The organism is Parabacteroides sp. CT06 (genome assembly GCF_002257605.1).
Lineage (GTDB): Bacteria > Bacteroidota > Bacteroidia > Bacteroidales > Tannerellaceae > Parabacteroides > Parabacteroides distasonis.
The window spans coordinates 4,527,501-4,545,288 of record NZ_CP022754.1 but is presented as its reverse complement, the minus strand read 5'-3'; the positions used below and the strand labels follow the sequence as shown (position 1 = coordinate 4,545,288).

Below are 17,788 nucleotides of genomic sequence, written 5' to 3'. Positions count from 1 at the left end.
GACTTTCCATAGCAGTATCGTATCATTGTTTTTCATTTTGTTTCAATGTCCAGACTTCGGTTTTTGGCTTTAAAAGCCGTTCCTTGCAAGACTGTTTGTTGAGACGATAGGTAATAATTTTGAGAGAAAAGTGCAATACTGTTTGACTCAAGGGGCTTTAATTTTGGCAAAAACAGTGTGAATCTTTAAAAGATAGAATATGAATCAAAAAGTAAAAGTAGGTATAATAGGCTTTGGTCGCATGGGTGGATTTTATTTGGAGGAGATGCGGAAGAGCGATCAATGGGAGGTACTTTACATCTGCGATACGGACCCAGAGGCACGAGATTTGGCAAGGAGAAAGTCGCCGACATCCCGAATCGTAGCGGATGAGCAAGTTGTATTCGAGGACCCGGAAGTACAAGTGGTCGGTTTATTTACATTGGCGGATTCCCGGTTGAGGCAAATTAAGAAGGCAATGGCATTTGGCAAGCATGTCATCTCAGAGAAACCGGTCGCAGATACGATCGAGCATGAATGGGAGGTCGTGAAATGCGTGGAAAACTCAAGTTTGTTCTCGACCGTTAATTTGTATTTGCGTAATTCTTGGTACCATAATACGATTAAAGAATTTATCCGGAGAGGAGAGATCGGAGATTTGGCGATCATTCGCATTTGCCATATGACTCCGGGGTTGGCTCCGGGTGAAGGTCATGAATATGAAGGTCCGTCTTTTCATGATTGCGGAATGCATTATGTGGACATTTCCCGGTGGTATGCCGGATGCGAGTATAAGACATGGCATGCGCAGGCGATCCGGATGTGGGATTATCCCGAACCTTGGTGGTTGCAATGTCACGGGACATTTGAGAACGGGGTGGTATTTGATATAACACAAGGGCATGTGTATGGACAATTATCGAAAGACCAAACGCATAACTCTTACATAGATGTAATAGGAACGAAAGGAATCGCCCGGATGAGTCATGATTTTAAGACTGCGGTCGTGGAGTTGAGAGGTGTTAATGAAACACACCGGATCGAGAAGCCCTATGGAGGGAAAAATATAAGTACGCTATGTGATTTGTTTGCGGATTCCGTACGGACCGGTGTTTTTAATTCCCGCCTACCACTGATGCGTGATTCCGCTATCGCTTCCGAGTATGCGTGGAAATTTTTGGATAACGCTAGACGAAATGAGATGCCTTCTATCGGGAATCTACAAACCTTGGAGGAAATCCGGGAGAGAAGACGGAATATGACGGAAGGGTATGGCTTGCTTCGCCATGTAAAATTGTCTCATTCTTGATACGATTTTCTCAATGACCGGGGGAAACAGGCTGGAACTTGTATTATGCGACAATCGGAAACGATTTTGATAAAATAGAAAAAGAGGAATTTTCGTATGCGTGATACATTTGCGGCAGCTTGTTCATAGAGCGAAAATAGAAACATTAATTTAATACTATGTAGCATGAAAAAAATGATTGTTCTTATCAGTCTTTTATGTGGAGCGTTTTTTATGAGCGCCCAACAAAGTAATCAACAACAAAGACCACCGGAAAGATGGAAACCTGAGAGTACTGAATGGTATTATCCGGTTCCTCCTAAGGTAAAGCCGGGTGTAGGAACTGGTGCTCCTTCCGATGCGATCATCCTGTTTGATGGAAAAGATCTTTCTATGTGGGAATCTGCGGGAAAAGATGGAGGTCCCGCTAAATGGACCGTAAAGGATGGGGCGATGATTGTGGCTTCCGGGACCGGATCGATCCGGACAAAAGATTATTTTGGAGATTGCCAGTTACATATCGAGTTCAAGACCCCTACACCGGGAAAGGATAATACATTACAGATGAAAGGTAATAGTGGCATTATGTTACAAAGCCGTTATGAGGTGCAGGTTTTGGATTGTGAGGATAATCCTACGTATGTGAATGGCTGGGTCGGCAGTATTTATAAGCAAAGCGCACCGTTGGTAAATGCTTTCACGAAGACAAATGAGTGGCAGGTTTATGATATTTATTGGAAAGCTCCCCGTTTCGGGACAAACGATGAATTGGAATCTCCCGCTATGATTACCGTGGTATTGAACGGTATCGTAGTACAGAATAATTATGTACTGAAAGGAACGACCCCATATACCGGTTTACCTAAATATGTAGCGCATGGCCGTCTGCCATTAAGCTTACAGGATCATGGAGTGGAAGTGGCTTTCCGTAATATATGGATTCGTAATTTATAAATTGTATAACCTTAAAATAATGATTTATGACTACACGTAGGAATTTTTTAAAGAACTCGACGATGTTGGCCGCTGGCTTAGGTATCTCACCTCTTTTGGCATCGGCAGCTCCTACCGTCTCTCATAAGGAAGAGACTATAAATGGGCGGGTGAATATCGCTGTAATAGGTGTCGGTATGGGATGCCGTGATTTGCAAGGGGCTTTGACTGATAATCCGTGGGTACATTGTGTGGGCATGTGCGACGTGAACAAAGTGAGACTTGATGAGCAGATCGCACGTTTCAAAAAAGACTTTCCGAACCAAACGACTTCGATCAAGGCATATAGTGACTTCCGGGAAGTCTTGGCAAATAAGGATATCGACGGGGTCATTATCGCAACACCGGATCATTGGCATCCTTACATCTTCGCTGAGGCTTTAAAAGCGGGCAAGGCGATTTATGTGGAAAAGCCGGTTGGTAATTCGATTCCGGAGTGCCATTCGATGATGGATTTCCAAAAGAAATATAAAGGGGTGGTAACAACTGGCTTATGGCAGACTAGTCAACGATATTTCTTGGCGGCTAATGAGATATTGAAATCCGGTGTGTTGGGGGATGTTTATAAAGTTCAGCTATGGCTTTGCCAATCGACGGACCCACGTCCGGCCGTAGCGGATTCTCCGGTTCCTTCTACATTAGATTACAATATGTGGTTGGGCCCGGCTCCCGAGCGTCCATTTAATAATTACCGTTTTCGTGGATGGCGTGGCTTTTGGGATTATGGAGGCGGTCAGCAAACCGACTGGGGAGTGCATTGGATAGACTCTGCGTTCGATGGATTGAAAGCGTTAGGATTGTGTGACCGTGAATATCCGGAGGCGGTATTCTCTACGGCTTATAAAGATCCTACCTCTTTTAATGAGACTCCCAGTTGCCAGACAACGATCTTTCAGTATAAGAATTTCCATATAGAATGGGCCCAACAAGTCGCTCATCTCTATAATCGGGATCAAGGGGTAGCTTGGGTCGGAAGTAAAGCTACCTTAGTATGTAATCGTGAAGGTTATGAATTGATTCCAGAGAAGAATCGGGAGGGTGAGTTACTAACCGACCGTGCCCAGCTTGTCGGGAAGTTCGAGGATGGTGGTATTGAGGCCCATGCGACGAATTGGTGTAAGTGTATATTAAATAAATCTATTGAGACGAACAGCCCGATCGAGAAAGGGGCTTTCGCGACGATCCTAGCCCATATGGCTAATATCTCATATTTGACGGGAACTCGTGTTGTGTATGATCCGCAAGCTCGTAAGTTTGTGAATAATCCGAAAGCGGACGCGTATTTGAAGCGGAGCTATAGAAGCCCGTGGCAATTCCCGAAAGTTTAATGCGATTGAATGCTTAAAAACAACGACCGGTGGATTTTAATACTCTATTATATATAACCATTACCATACGAATTGAATTACAGCACATTGAGATCTCCGGTCGTTTTTTGTAAAAACAATGTCAACTTTAAATGAATGAGTTATGGAAAATCAAAAAAAGGAAGTATGGCTTCGAAAGGCCCTGTTTTTGATCGTTAGTTTGGCGTTATTCTTTCCCATGATGGCGCAAACGATTACAGTAAAAGGAGTTGTAAAGGAATCTATGACAGGCGAACCGATCATTGGCGCCAATGTAGCGGTGAAAGGAACGACTAACGGTACGATTTCTGATATAAGCGGTATGTATCAGATCTCGAATGTATCATCAAATGCCGTATTGATCGTTTCTTATATTGGATATAAGACCGCGGAGATTCCGGTAAATGGCAAGAACACGATAAATGTGAGCTTGGAGGAAGAAAGTATCGGACTTCAAGAAGTGGTAGCCGTGGGATATGGCTCTCAGAAAAAGAAAGAATTGACCGGCTCTGTTGCAGGCTTGAAGGAGGGAGACTTGATTAAGGGCGTACAGTCTGACCCAATGGGTATGTTGCAAGGTAAAGTGGCAGGTTTGAATATATCCAAACCAAATGCCGGCGACCCGAATGGAGAGTATAAGTTCCAATTACGTGGAACTTCATCCTTAACCGGTAATACTTCTCCGTTGATCGTCATTGATGGTATTCCTCAAGGGGATTTATCCGCTATTCCACAAGATGATATTGAAAGTATCGATGTATTGAAGGATGGTTCAGCGGCGGCGATATATGGAACCCGTGGAACGAATGGCGTTATCTTGGTTACGACAAAACGAGGTTCTGCCGGGAAGATGAGCGTTACCTACAATGGATATATGTCTATCTCTTCCATAGCCAATCAATTGGAAGTCATGGATCGTGACCAGTTTTTGGCAAATGGGGGAAACGACCGGGGATATGATACGAATTGGATGGATGAGATTACCCGAACTCCGTTCTCCCATTCGCATAACTTGGCATTGACAGGAGGTACGACCGATTTTAATTACCGGGCTTCTGTATCTTATCGAAATAATCAAGGTATCGCTCTTAAGTCAGGGTTCAATGAGATGATCGCTCGTTTTTCCGCTAATCAGAATTTATTCGATAAAAAGATTCAAATAGCATACGACGCTACTTATCGTCGTTTTGACCGGGAAGGTGAGAATTCCAGCTATGATGATTATTCCGCTTTTAAGCATGCGTATTATTATAATCCTACGGCACCCGTATACGACGAGACGGGAACGATAGATGCCGGCGGGTATTATGCGCTGGATATTCAAGGATATTCAAATCCGGTGGCTTATATTATGCAGCGTGACCGTCGTACAAAAGGCGGACTTTTCCAAGGGTCTGCTCGTGTAACTTGGAACATTTTGGAAGGACTTCGTGCGCAAGCTTTTGGCTCATTGAAATACTCTGATATAAATAAGGGTACTTATACCTCACGAGAGGTATTTAACACTTCTAGTTTCGGGTCAGCGTCTCGGAGTTTTAATACTCGTTTTAATAAAACACTGGAGACGACGATCGACTATGTAAAATCTTTTGGAGAACACCATTTGGTGGTATTAGGTGGGTATACCTATGAGCATAACTATTGGGAATCATTTGGTATGAATAACTCGAATTTTGATTCGGATGTATATTCTTACTATAATTTGGGTGCGGGTAGTAACTTGATTAATAATCCTAGCCAAAGCATGATGGATGGTTCGGTTTCCCAAGATAATTTGGTTTCGTTCTTCGGCCGTGTAAATTATAACTGGGGAAATCGTTACTTGTTATCAGCGTCTGTACGACGTGAGGGTTCTACTCGTTTAGGTGCGGATTATAAATGGGGAACTTTCCCTGCGGTAAGTGTCGGTTGGTCTATCGGTAATGAGGCTTTTATGGAAAGCGCTAGCTGGATTAACGATTTGAAATTGCGCTTGGGATATGGCGTGACAGGAAATATGCCTTCAGATAATTATTTGTCTTTGTCAATGATGGGAGTGGTAGGCCGTTTTTATGATCATACTTCTAAACAATGGATCAATGCTTATGGGCCGACACAGAACCAGAATCCGGATTTGAAATGGGAGCGGAAAGGCGAATGGAATCTAGGTGTTGATTTTGCAGCGTTGAATAACCGCTTGAACGTGACCGTTGATTTGTATACCCGTAAGGTTTCAGATTTGTTGTATAAATATAAGGTTCCGACTCCTCCTTATCAATATTCTTCTATGTTGGCGAATGTTGGCGACGCTACAAGTAAAGGTCTGGAATTCTCTGTTTCCGGAACCCCGGTGCAGAATAAGAACTTCTCATGGACTAGTTCTATTAACTTCTCATTTAACACGAATAAATTGGACAAATTAAGTAATGAGACTTTCCAGACTGACTGGATTGAGACCGGTTATTTGTCGGATGGTGATTTAGGAGGTATGAACTCGACTCCATTGATTCGTTTGGTCCCGGGTGGCAAGGTCGGTGATTTTTATTTGCCGGTATTCGAGGGATTTACGGAAGATGGTAAATGGAAATTCAAGGATGTCGATGGTAGTGGTGACTTTACATATAATGAGGATCGTGAGATCGTAGGTAATGCGCAACCTGATTTTATTGCAGGATGGACTAACGAGTTTAAATATCGTGACTTCGATTTATCGTTTACATTCCGTGCTGTCGTAGGCAATGATGTATATAATGTAAGCCGTATGGCATTGGAGAATCGGAATGTGGCTGGAAAGGAGAAGAATATGTTGGCTTCGGTAATGGATATCCCTTTGCAAGATGCGGCTCAAGCCTCTAGTTATTATTTGGAGGATGGTTCTTTTGTGAAGTTGGACAATATCACATTGGGTTATAATGTGCCGGTGAAGAAATTAGGTTTCATGCAAAACTTACGTTTGTACTTGACTGGTCAGAACTTGTTTACGATCACAGGCTATAAGGGTATCGACCCGGAGGTTGATATGGTAGGATTAGATAATATGGGTATTGAGAGGACTCGTTATTATCCGGCTAGTCGTTCTTTTATTCTTGGTTTGAATGTTACGTTTTAATGGATACTCTAAATATCGAAGGTTATGAAAAAATATAGTTTAATATATATAGTGTCAATGATTTGTTTCTTGGTTATCGCTCCTTCTTGTACGGATATGGATGAAGATACGACGGGACAAATGGTCTCAAATGACTTTTATGCGGATCCTTCTTTGATTCCGCAAGCGGTAGGTGCTGCCTATGCGGAATTGCAGGCTTATCAGAATCACTGGGGAGTATGGGGGTTGCAGACTGTTTCCTCGGATGAATGTGTTGTTCCGACTCGTGCGCCGGGTAATGACTGGTATGACGGAGGGGTATGGCAGGATTTCCATCGTCATCAATGGCAATACAATCTGGATGCATTGAATAATGTGTGGATTTCCGTATTTTCTGGAATAACGACATGTAACCGTGTGGTTTACGACTTGGATACATATAAAGAGGAGATGGATGTCGATATCTATAATAAATATCGTGCGGAGACTGTTATCTTGAGATGTTTCTATTATTCTATCTTACTGGATTTATTCGGGAACGTTCCTTATATCGACACGTATGAGAGTGAAATCACGGCTTCTCCTCAGACAAGCCGTCCTGAGCTTTATCAGAAAGTCGTAGATTGTATCTTAGATAATATGGAATATTTGGATGACGCTCCGTCTGCCGAGAATTATGGAAGATGTACGAAATCGATGGCTTATACGATGTTGGCAAAACTATATTTGAACGCTAAGGTGTTCAAAGGGGCCTCTTCTTATGATAAGGACGATATGAATAAAGTGATAGAGTATTGCGATAAAGTGATTAACTCCGGATATTATGAGGTCGTATCTGATTTCTCCGCTCCATTTAAAGTGGCGAATGAGTCTTGTAAAGAAAATATTTTCGTGGTACCGATGCAAAATGGTATCAATTCAAATGGAGACTACGAGTTTCATTTCCATAAATTCTCCGGACATCCCAAGTCTCGCCAGATGTGGGGTATAAATGTGGGCGGTTGGAATGGAGGTTGCGCTACTCCGGACTTCCTTGCTTTATATAAAGATGACGATACCCGGAAAAAGGCGACTTTTATTTACGGTTTGATTTATGATAAGGTCACGGGCGAGCCTGTTGAGGATGGTGATAATCCGGGAAAACAATTGGAATTGACTATTGAGGTATCTTCTATTAATGCCGCTTATCGTTGGGAAGGCGCTCGTATTCAGAAGTATGAATATGAGTTGGGTATGACTGGTAATATGAACAATGATTTTGTTTTATATCGTTTAGCTGATATCTATTATATGAAGGCTGAAGCTATTTTGAGAGGTGGTAATGCCGCTACTTTATCAGCTTTGTGTGCGGAACCTGCATTCCAGTTAATACGTGAAAGGGCAAATCAGCCTGTGTATACTCCGGAAACATTAACGTTGGATGAGTTGATCAATGAACGTGGCCGTGAATTTGCTTGGGAAGGTTGGCGTCGTCAAGACTTGGTTCGTTGGGATAAGTTCGCTAAAGGTAGCTGGACATTTAAGGAAGCCTTGAATAATAATTCGCGTGATTTATTCCCGATACCATACGATCAGATTACGAAAAACCAATCTTGGAAACAGAATCCGGGATATTAATAGTTGTGTTTTTATGCATATGGATAGACGACAATTCGTGAAAAACCTAGGACTGGGCACAGCCTCTTTAAGCATGGGAAGCTTGGTAACGGCTTCCTCATGTGCCCCGTCCGGGGATTCCTCCCTTAAACAAAACGTCAAGGAAGGAGAGGATGGACAGTTTTTATTTATCGGTGACGATATCGCCATCGCCCAGACAGAGTATGGGAAGGTGCAGGGATATCTGCTGAATCATGTATATACGTTCTTGGGAGTTCCTTATGGGGCTGATACGTCGGGAAAAAATCGCTTTATGCCTCCCCAAAAACCAGAGCCGTGGACAGATGTGAGACCTGCGGTTTTTTATGGGAATACGGCGCCGCAACGTATGGAGAACCGGTGGCCCAATAATTACGGAACTTTTGCCGATCATTGGAACTACTGGGATGTGAGTGAGGATTGCTTATATTTAAATGTATGGACACCGGGCATTGCGGATGGTAAGAAACGTCCCGTATTGGTGTGGCTGCATGGCGGCGGTTTTACAAATGGTAGTGGGATCGAGCAGGATGGATATCATGGAGAGAATATAAGCCGGGAAGGAGATATCGTATTCTGTTCCATTAATCATCGGTTGGGGCCGATTGGCTTCTCTGACTTATCTGGTGTTGGTGGAGAAGCGTATAAGGATTCCGGAAACGTGGGGATGTTAGATATTATTGCCGCCTTGCGATGGGTTCATGATAATATCGCCAATTTCGGTGGAGATCCCGGGAACGTAACGGTTATGGGACAATCCGGAGGAGGTTCTAAGGTCTGTACAGTAGCCGCTATGCCGGCGGCAAAAGGTTTGATCCATAGAGCCGTGGCTTTAAGTGGATCTACGGTAGGAGCTTCCGATCAGGTGATGACCCGGAAGGTGGGAGAATATATTTTGAGAGAAGCGGGGCTGACCGCTTCCCAACTGGATAAATTGCAAAGAATACCTTGGCGGGAATATTTGGATATAGCGGATAGGGCTTGTAAAAAGTGCTGGGAAGATCAAGGGATTAGCATGAGACGGACTTTTGGCCCTGTTGCTGATGACCGGAATATTCCGGCCGGTGTATTCTACTCCGGTGAGAGCCATTTGGAGTCTCCTGTCGTCCCGATGATATTCTGTACGACTTTCCATGAATGGAACCCGAACAGGGTGGATGCGGCCTTGGAAAAAATCACTCAAGACGGTGTGATCGAGAAACTGAGAAGTCAATATGGTGATAAAGCGGAATCGATCGTGAAGGCTTTCGCCAAGAATTTCCCGGATAAGACTCCGATGGAGCTTTGGGCGATGATTTTGTCTTCCCGTCAACGAGTGGTTGAGGCGGCTAACGCAAAATTAAAGCAAGGCCAGCCTGTGTATGTAGCTTGGTTTGGCTGGTGTCCGCCCTTGTTTAATAACCGTATGCGTGCGTTCCATTGCTCGGATATCTGTTTCTGGTTTAAAAATACGGATCGGATGTTTACCCATACGGGTGGAGGTAAGGTACCTCGTGCGTTGTCAGATAAGATGTCTGGCGCTTTGTTGAATTTCATGCGGACAGGAGATCCGAACGGAGGAGAGTTACCCGCTTGGCCGAAATACACGGAAGAAAATGGAGAGGTGATGATCTTGAATAATACGTGTGAGGCTCGGAATGATCCGGACCGGGAGGCCCGTAAATCTTTGGAGGTTTAATTTAAAACGAGAGTGTTATGCTTGAGAAAAAGATTTCAAGACGTAATATGCTTCGGACTACCGGTTTGGCGGTTTTGGGCAGTACGTTCGCAGGCTTGGCTTCTTGCGCTCCGAAGAAAAAAGAGGAGCCATCACCCGAAGCATCCTCTTCGAAACGTCCTTTCCGTGTCTGTCTCAATGTCTCTACGATAGCGGGTTATAAACTTCCTGTTCAAAAACAGATTGATTTATGTGCCGAGGCTGGTTTTGAGGGAATTGAGTTATGGACCCGTGATGTGGATGCGTTCGTAAAGCAAGGGGGAACTTATGAGACACTCAGGCGTCAGCTGGAAGGCTCCGGACTTTTATTGGAGAATATGATCGGTTTTGCCTCGTGGTTTGCCGATGATCCTTCGAAACGGAAGGAAGGGCTAAACCAAATGCGGCATGATATGGAGATGGTAGCGGGATTGGGCGGTAAATTTATCGCCGCTCCTGCTCAAGGAGTTACTCAATTGGATCGTACACGGTTGCCGGAGTATTCCGAACGCTATCGGGCGATACTGGATTTAGGGGATGAGATGGGTGTCACTCCGATATTGGAACTATGGGGGGCCGGGGTTCTGAATCAATTATCGGATACCATGGCGATAGCGATCGCCTCCGGGCATTCGCGGGCTTCCGTCTTATTGGATTTCTACCATTTGTACAGAGGAGGAAATAGTTTTGATAGTTTACGCTTGATAAATGGGAAGATCCTTCCGGTTTTTCATATCAACGATTATCCGGAGTTGCCTCCTCGTACGGAGTTGAGAGATTCGGATCGGGTGTTTCCGGGAGATGGTATTTGCCCGTTTAATAAAGTACTTCCTTTGCTATACGACTCCGGTTTCCGGGGTGGGTTATCCGTAGAGCTTTTTAATAAGGGATATTGGGAAACCATGGATGTAAAGGAGGTCTTAAGGAAGAGTTTTGAGAAAACCACACAGGTAATCAATAGTTCGATGGGATAAAAGTTTGTTGGGATTTAGGAAAGGGACTGCCTCGAGGTGTTTTACCTTCGAGGCGGTCCCTTCTGTTTTTATAGTATCTTCTCTTAAAAATCAATTATTTTATAATCCGCTGTGATATAAAAAGTAGTATATTTGCGTACATCCAAAATAAACAGTTGTTTTGCGGAGGGTTATAGGGGTTGTTATCATCGGAAAAGCCGGTAATAAAAGATATACATTATAATGAACTTACTTCAGAGATATGTGAGTCATGGTATAGCTATAGGTTTGTTAGTATTTATAATGCTAGCGTTTAATTTGTCTGTGTTAGCGCAGACAAGTGAAAAACGTGTACTTAGGGTTGCCTTTCCGCAGGTAGATGGCATGAGTTGGACGGCCGAAGATGGTACTCATCATGGTATGCTCGTAGACTATCTCAATGAGATCGCCAAATATACCGGTTGGGAATACGAGTACATAGATACGAAGGGACCGGCTATGTTGAATGAATTTGTTGAGGGTAAGTACGAGTTGATGGGTGGAAACTATTATATACCCGCTTTAGAGAAATATTATGCTTATCCGAACTATAATATGGGATATAGCCGTTCATTATTACTTGCCCGATCTGATGATCGCTCTATCCATAGTTATGATTTGGAGAGTATGAATGGTAAAACCATCGGTGTGTATGAGAATGCAAGGGAGAACATTCGCCGTCTCAAAGAGTTTATGGCTATCAACGGATTGTATTGTAATATCCGATATTACAAACAGGAAGATATGGTGGGGAAAATCGGGTTATATCCCTATCTGGCTAAAGGTGAGATCGATTTGTTACTAAATAATGTTGCCCATATTAGCGATTCTGTCCGTGTAGTCGTGGCATATGACTCTCAGCCTTATTATATCGTGACCAATCCGGGTAATAAAGAAGTCTTGGATGGTTTGAATATGGCTTTGGAACGGATATTGGATGCCAATCCTAATTTTGCGGCGGAACGTTATGCCGTTAATTTCCCAGACCGGCTCGTAAACATCCAACTGAGCGACCGGGATCTGGAGTATGTCAATGAGAGGAAAACGATCACGGTAGCCGTACCTGAGAATTGGTATCCTTTGTATTGTAAAGAAACGCCGCTGAAGAACCATACGGGTATCATGGCGGATGTACTGGATGAGATTAAAAGTTTCACAGGGCTACGATTCTCGTATGTATATGCGAAAAATTATGCTGATGCGATCCGTTTGATACAGCAAGGGGATGCCGATATCTTAGGTTTTTTCTTGGGAGATGAGAACGATGCGGCCCAGCTAGGGCTTGCGCTTTCAGCCTCTTATGTGAGTGCGAACAATATCATAGTACGCAATAAAGCCTGTAGTTATCCCGCTCCGGGTTTGGTTGGTGCTTTGGTGGAAAGTCAGCGATTTCCAAGTGGCATATCTGCGGAGAAGATTCGGTCCTATCCGGGCATTAAGGAGGCATTAGCCGCTGTCAATAGCGGAGAGGCTGATTTTATCTATGGATTGTCCTCTAAAATGGAACAGGATATTTCGCGTTATCATTTCACCAATCTTGCTCCTGTGACATTGGTCAATGATCAGAGTGCGATAAGTTTTGCGTTACCTACCCCGGTTGACCCGGATTTATTAACCGTACTCAACAAGGCGATCAATAATCTTTCTGAGTCCGAGAGGACTGTTATACGCAATCGGAATCTGGAATCTATCGGCGTGAATGAATTCTCTCTTACGGACTTTATATATGCGAATCCCTTACAATTTATGTTTATCGTGATGTTTGTCCTGTCGGTGCTATTTACGGCATTACTGCTGGCTATAGGGGCCCGGATGAAAGCGACCGTGATACAGGGCAACCTGAAACGGGCTGAGGCGGCTAACTTGGCGAAGAGCGAGTTTCTTTCCCGGATGAGTCATGAGATCCGTACGCCGATGAACGGAATTGTAGGTATGAGTACTATCGCTATGCAAAACATAGATAATACCGATAAGATAAAGGATTGTCTTGAGAAAGTAATCATGTCTTCCAAGCATCTTCTCGCTCTCATTAACGACGTGCTGGATATGTCGAAGATAGAAAGCGGAAAAGTGGAACTTCGACATGAGAGCTTTAATTTCCGGGCATTCTTGCAGGACTTTGAAAATCTGTATGGCGAGCAGGCCAAGAGTAAAGGGATCAGCTATGAGACGATATTGGCTAGTGATCTGGAAGTACAGATTATAGGAGACTCCTTGCGCTTGAATCAAGTTCTCTCCAACCTGTTATCGAATGCGCTGAAATTTACGCCGGCCAAGGGAATGATTAAACTTCGGGTATCTAAAACAGGTGAGGATCAAGAGAATGTTTACCTTCGTTTCGAGGTAATCGATACGGGATGTGGTATAGCCGAGGAGAACTATGATAAAATCTTCGAATCGTTCGAACAGGAAAATGTGGATGTTACTTATAAATATGGAGGTACAGGATTAGGGCTTTCTATCGTTAAGCGTTTCACAGGGTTGATGGGTGGTGGCATACATGTGACGAGCGTGCAGGGGAGTGGCAGTACATTCACCGTTGATCTGCCTTTCGGCAAAATAAAGGAATCGGGTAAACCCACTCGTTTTTCCGATATTAATGGGAGGAATGACCTTGCGAAGGATTGTTATGCTGTTGATTATGACTTCAAAGGTAAACGGATCTTATTGGTTGAGGACAATGAGCTTAACCGGGAGATAGCGGAGGAATTGATCGGAGTTACCGGTGCGTCGGTGGAGAGCGCTGAGGACGGGGTACAGGCCGTAGAGATGTTTAAGGAATCTGCCGAAGGATATTATGATTTGATATTGATGGATGTGCAGATGCCTCATATGGATGGCTATGAGGCTACCCGATGTATCCGGGCATTAGGGCGTTCTGATGCTCAAAAGGTTCCTATCTTCGCTATGACAGCCAACGCCTTCGCTGAGGATGTGCAGAAAAGTAGGGAAGCCGGTATGAATGCTCATATATCTAAGCCGTTGGATATACGTGCCGTGTATAAACAAATGAACCGATACCTTCAAGGATAAATAAAGGATCGATGAATAAATAAAAAGGGACCGCCTCGGGAAATTAGGTTTTCGAGGCGGTCCCTTCTGCTTTTATTAGATATTCTTTATTTTTCCGTAATTACCGAGAATTCACCGATACCCGCTTGCTTTTTATTATCTACGATACGGGTTGCGACCAAACGGATTTGGTTACCTTTCGTTATTGGGAAATGTACGACTTGCTCGATCGGGTTAGCCTTGATATTGGAGAATTCGCCTTCGGCCACCTTCTTTCCATTAATATATAATTGATAGTTGGAGATATGACCGCTTGCGTCACGTCCTTGGTTCGGGGTGTAGCGGAATCCGGATATAGGCATTTCTTTCGCTAATTGTACGACTAACTCTTGTTTCCCTTGTGGCAAATAGTAGGTCGTGTAGCCGTTTCCGTCTAGGATCAGGCTGGTTTTCTCATCTTTCGGTGATACGATCGTGTAATCACAAGCTGGAATATCGAACGTTTGCGCGGAAACCGGACTGACTGTATCGAAAGTCGGATCATAGGCAATCGCCTTGACAGTTCCTTTTTGAGCGAAAGCGAATGGCGCCTGATAAAGCGGTGAGTCCTTGGTCGGATCTGAGCCGTCGGTGGTATAATGAACCTCGGAGCCTTTATCCCCGGCCTGTATGGTTACCTCGTCATTGATATTACGGGCAATCGTTGGCTCGGTCACCAAGGCGGGGGCAAGGTATGCCTCCACGTTATTGATACAAAGCGGTCCGCGGGCATCCGTGAAGTTGATGCGTATCTTCTCCGCTTTCTCGGTCTGGAAACGGACAATTCGTTTATAGCCGACAGTTGTCGTAGAATCCACGGTCTGTGCCGGAATCCATTTACCCTCTTGCTCGAGTTCGATATTGAACGAGCGTACTCGTTGTCCTAATGGGATATATTCTTGTATGACCAAGCGGTTTACATCGGTAGGATGGGTTAACGTGAAAGTCAATGAACCACTGGTTACGCCATCGTCCGTAGCCCAATAGGTATCCCAATCCCCATCTACTGCCTTATTGGGACTAAAATTACGTCCTCTTTTATTGCTCGCTTGTACGTAACATCCTTTCAAAAGATTCTCCTTAAAGTCATTTTGGATGGTTTGATACCATTGTACGGCACGGGCGGAGTCTACCGGACTTATTTTTCCGTTCAACGCTACGGGGAAGTTCAATAGGAAATTGGCGTTATGCCCGACGCTTCGGTAATAAAGATCGACTAATTTTGCCAGCGACTTGACTTGGTGATCTTCCCGGGAGTGATAGAACCATCCCGGACGGATAGATACATCGCATTCTCCACCTAGCCACATCGGTCCGTTCTCATCTCCCCATACACTCTGTTGGAAAGTAGGCATGGAGGGTTCCGGGGCGAAGATGCTCCATTGGGTATCACCGGCCCAACCTTCCTCGTTACCGATCCAGCGGATATCGGGTACTGTCCCTCCGAAAACCATGATGTCCGGGTGGTGCGCCTTGATCGTGTCGCGTGCCCGCTCATATTGATAATAGGTCTTGGCGTCTATAGCACGGGTTTCATTTGTGCCGCCATACCAGCCATTGCCACCGTTTGCCCCATCAAACCAGTATTCGAACAACGGGCCATAGTTGGAGACTAATTCATGTAATTGGGCATGGAATTTCTCTACATATCCCGGTTGTCCGTAGTTCTCACTGTTTCTGTCCCAAGGGGAGAGATAGACACCGAATTTCAGCCCGTGTTTCTTACAAGCGTCGGATAGTTCTTTTACCATATCCCCTTTGCCATCTTTCCAAGGAGAATTCTTTACGCTATATTCGGTTGTGGCGGTAGGCCATAGACAGAAACCGTCGTGATGCTTGGTGGTTAAGATTACGCCTTTCAATCCGGCGGCTTTGATTGTTTGCGCCCATTGATCGCAATCCAGATCCGTTGGATTGAATGTGGAGGCGGGAGTGTTTCCGTAACCCCATTCCAGATCATTGAACGTATTTAATCCGAAATGGACAAAGGCATATGTTTCCATCTTATGCCATTCAACTTGTGCCGGCGTGGGAACGGGCAGGATAGGGGCGGGCGCTGTCGCTTCTTTACAGGAGAAGAAGGAAAACAAGCCAAGCCCCAATAAAATAGAGGAACTCAAGTGCTTCATTATTTGTTTATATTTAGATGAGACCTCAAATATATGAAAAAAAACGGCAGATTTTTATTCTGTCTTTAGATATCTAGATAAAAGATAAAGTCTCCTGTCTTTTAGATGTCTCCTCTGGGGAAATTTTCATGCTAGCATATATTTGTTTATCAATTGTTTGCAGTGCCAGTTTATTTATCGCCTTTGGCACGGTCGTGCCATCACAGTGGCAACGCTGTGCCATCCGTGTGGCAGGGCCGTGCCATCGTAGTGGCACAGTATTGCCGCTATGATGGCAAGGGTACCGGCTATATCGTTTACGTGAGTAGTCGGTATTTTTGCGTGTGCTATATTATAATGTACCCGATATCCGTTGCCGTAAAAAACTTGAAAAATAATGCCCGATAAATTTGGACCGTATGTTTTATAGCATTACTTTTGCACCCGCATTCGAGAGAGAACGGCGCTTCAGAAATGATGGAAACGTGGAGGTATCCTTGGGTAGGGGATGAGGTTGGCTAGGCCAAGCGATAATTTCCAACCGCCCGGAGATCGGCTTGAGAAAAAAAACTTGAAAATTTTTCATCGAAAAATTTGGAGGTTAAGAAAAAGTCCTTACCTTTGCAGCCGCAATCGAGAAACGATAGCGAGAGGGTTCTTTGAGAGATTTGCATAATTCAACAAGTAGTACAAGTATTAGGAAAAGAAATTTTCCGGATCGATACCGTCAATAGAAGTATGACTTTGGACTACGATAAACGGATTCCGGAGCGAGGATATGATAAAACAATTTAAACAACGAAGAGTTTGATCCTGGCTCAGGATGAACGCTAGCGACAGGCTTAACACATGCAAGTCGAGGGGCAGCGGGGGTAGCAATACCCGCCGGCGACCGGCGCACGGGTGAGTAACGCGTATGCAACTTACCTATCAGAGGGGGATAACCCGGCGAAAGTCGGACTAATACCGCATGAAGCAGGGGCCCCGCATGGGGATATTTGCTAAAGATTCATCGCTGATAGATAGGCATGCGTTCCATTAGGCAGTTGGCGGGGTAACGGCCCACCAAACCGACGATGGATAGGGGTTCTGAGAGGAAGGTCCCCCACATTGGTACTGAGACACGGACCAAACTCCTACGGGAGGCAGCAGTGAGGAATATTGGTCAATGGGCGTAAGCCTGAACCAGCCAAGTCGCGTGAGGGATGAAGGTTCTATGGATCGTAAACCTCTTTTATAAGGGAATAAAGTGTGGGACGTGTCCTATTTTGTATGTACCTTATGAATAAGGATCGGCTAACTCCGTGCCAGCAGCCGCGGTAATACGGAGGATCCGAGCGTTATCCGGATTTATTGGGTTTAAAGGGTGCGTAGGCGGCCTTTTAAGTCAGCGGTGAAAGTCTGTGGCTCAACCATAGAATTGCCGTTGAAACTGGGGGGCTTGAGTATGTTTGAGGCAGGCGGAATGCGTGGTGTAGCGGTGAAATGCTTAGATATCACGCAGAACCCCGATTGCGAAGGCAGCCTGCCAAGCCATTACTGACGCTGATGCACGAAAGCGTGGGGATCAAACAGGATTAGATACCCTGGTAGTCCACGCAGTAAACGATGATCACTAGCTGTTTGCGATACA

The 17,788-nt window shown here is 44.6% G+C and carries 9 protein-coding genes and 1 rRNA gene (1 of these 10 running past the window's edge); 9 read left to right on the top strand and 1 reads right to left on the bottom strand.

All coding sequences use genetic code 11. The annotated features are described in order from the left end of the window. Positions 1-199: 199 nt before the first annotated feature. The 8 genes from CI960_RS19980 (at position 200) to CI960_RS19945 (ending at position 14,029) form a co-directional block, all read left to right on the top strand. Positions 200-1,288: a Gfo/Idh/MocA family protein gene (locus tag CI960_RS19980; RefSeq protein ID WP_005860841.1), complete on the top strand. Its 1,089-nt coding sequence runs from the start codon at positions 200-202 to the stop codon at positions 1,286-1,288. 165 nt (positions 1,289-1,453) lie between these two features. Next, positions 1,454-2,221, top strand: coding sequence for a DUF1080 domain-containing protein (locus CI960_RS19975; RefSeq protein ID WP_005860843.1), 768 nt, complete (start codon positions 1,454-1,456; stop codon positions 2,219-2,221). 26 nt (positions 2,222-2,247) lie between these two features. Further along, positions 2,248-3,588, top strand: coding sequence for a Gfo/Idh/MocA family oxidoreductase (locus CI960_RS19970; RefSeq protein ID WP_005860845.1), 1,341 nt, complete (start codon positions 2,248-2,250; stop codon positions 3,586-3,588). Between the two features lie 142 nt (positions 3,589-3,730). Then, on the top strand, positions 3,731-6,694 hold the full coding sequence (locus tag CI960_RS19965) for a TonB-dependent receptor (RefSeq protein WP_005860847.1): 2,964 nt from the start codon (positions 3,731-3,733) through the stop codon (positions 6,692-6,694). A 24-nt stretch (positions 6,695-6,718) separates the two neighbouring features. After that, positions 6,719-8,290: a RagB/SusD family nutrient uptake outer membrane protein gene (locus CI960_RS19960; protein WP_005860849.1), complete on the top strand. Its 1,572-nt coding sequence runs from the start codon at positions 6,719-6,721 to the stop codon at positions 8,288-8,290. A gap of 13 nt (positions 8,291-8,303) precedes the next feature. Continuing rightward, on the top strand, positions 8,304-9,986 hold the full coding sequence (locus CI960_RS19955; protein WP_005860851.1) for a carboxylesterase/lipase family protein: 1,683 nt from the start codon (positions 8,304-8,306) through the stop codon (positions 9,984-9,986). 17 nt (positions 9,987-10,003) lie between these two features. Then, the gene (locus CI960_RS19950; RefSeq protein ID WP_005860854.1) at positions 10,004-10,978 is read left to right on the top strand and encodes a sugar phosphate isomerase/epimerase; all 975 of its coding nucleotides are present in this window, start codon (positions 10,004-10,006) and stop codon (positions 10,976-10,978) included. A gap of 222 nt (positions 10,979-11,200) precedes the next feature. After that, entirely contained in the window at positions 11,201-14,029 is a 2,829-nt protein-coding gene (locus CI960_RS19945) for an ATP-binding protein (RefSeq protein WP_005860856.1), read from the top strand. An 86-nt stretch (positions 14,030-14,115) separates the two neighbouring features. Here CI960_RS19945 and CI960_RS19940 read toward each other — a convergent pair whose 3' ends face one another. Further along, positions 14,116-16,176 carry an alpha-L-fucosidase gene (locus tag CI960_RS19940; RefSeq protein ID WP_005860858.1) on the bottom strand — a complete coding sequence of 687 codons (2,061 nt, stop codon included), beginning with the start codon at positions 16,174-16,176 and terminating at the stop codon, positions 14,116-14,118. 774 nt (positions 16,177-16,950) lie between these two features. On the opposite strand from CI960_RS19940, the gene CI960_RS19930 reads away from it, so the two are divergent. Continuing rightward, positions 16,951-17,788, top strand: a 16S ribosomal RNA gene (locus CI960_RS19930) (it continues 687 nt past the right edge of the window).

What these genes read in the sequence shown, in the direction of transcription:
- CI960_RS19980 (WP_005860841.1), top strand. Translation starts at nt 200, where the DNA reads ATGAATCAAAAAGTAAAAGTAGGTATAATAGGCTTTGGTCGCATGGGT.
- CI960_RS19975 (WP_005860843.1), top strand. Translation starts at nt 1,454, where the DNA reads ATGAAAAAAATGATTGTTCTTATCAGTCTTTTATGTGGAGCGTTTTTT.
- CI960_RS19970 (WP_005860845.1), top strand. Translation starts at nt 2,248, where the DNA reads ATGACTACACGTAGGAATTTTTTAAAGAACTCGACGATGTTGGCCGCT.
- CI960_RS19965 (WP_005860847.1), top strand. Translation starts at nt 3,731, where the DNA reads ATGGAAAATCAAAAAAAGGAAGTATGGCTTCGAAAGGCCCTGTTTTTG.
- CI960_RS19960 (WP_005860849.1), top strand. Translation starts at nt 6,719, where the DNA reads ATGAAAAAATATAGTTTAATATATATAGTGTCAATGATTTGTTTCTTG.
- CI960_RS19955 (WP_005860851.1), top strand. Translation starts at nt 8,304, where the DNA reads ATGCATATGGATAGACGACAATTCGTGAAAAACCTAGGACTGGGCACA.
- CI960_RS19950 (WP_005860854.1), top strand. Translation starts at nt 10,004, where the DNA reads ATGCTTGAGAAAAAGATTTCAAGACGTAATATGCTTCGGACTACCGGT.
- CI960_RS19945 (WP_005860856.1), top strand. Translation starts at nt 11,201, where the DNA reads ATGAACTTACTTCAGAGATATGTGAGTCATGGTATAGCTATAGGTTTG.
- CI960_RS19940 (WP_005860858.1), bottom strand. Translation starts at nt 16,176, where the DNA reads ATGAAGCACTTGAGTTCCTCTATTTTATTGGGGCTTGGCTTGTTTTCC.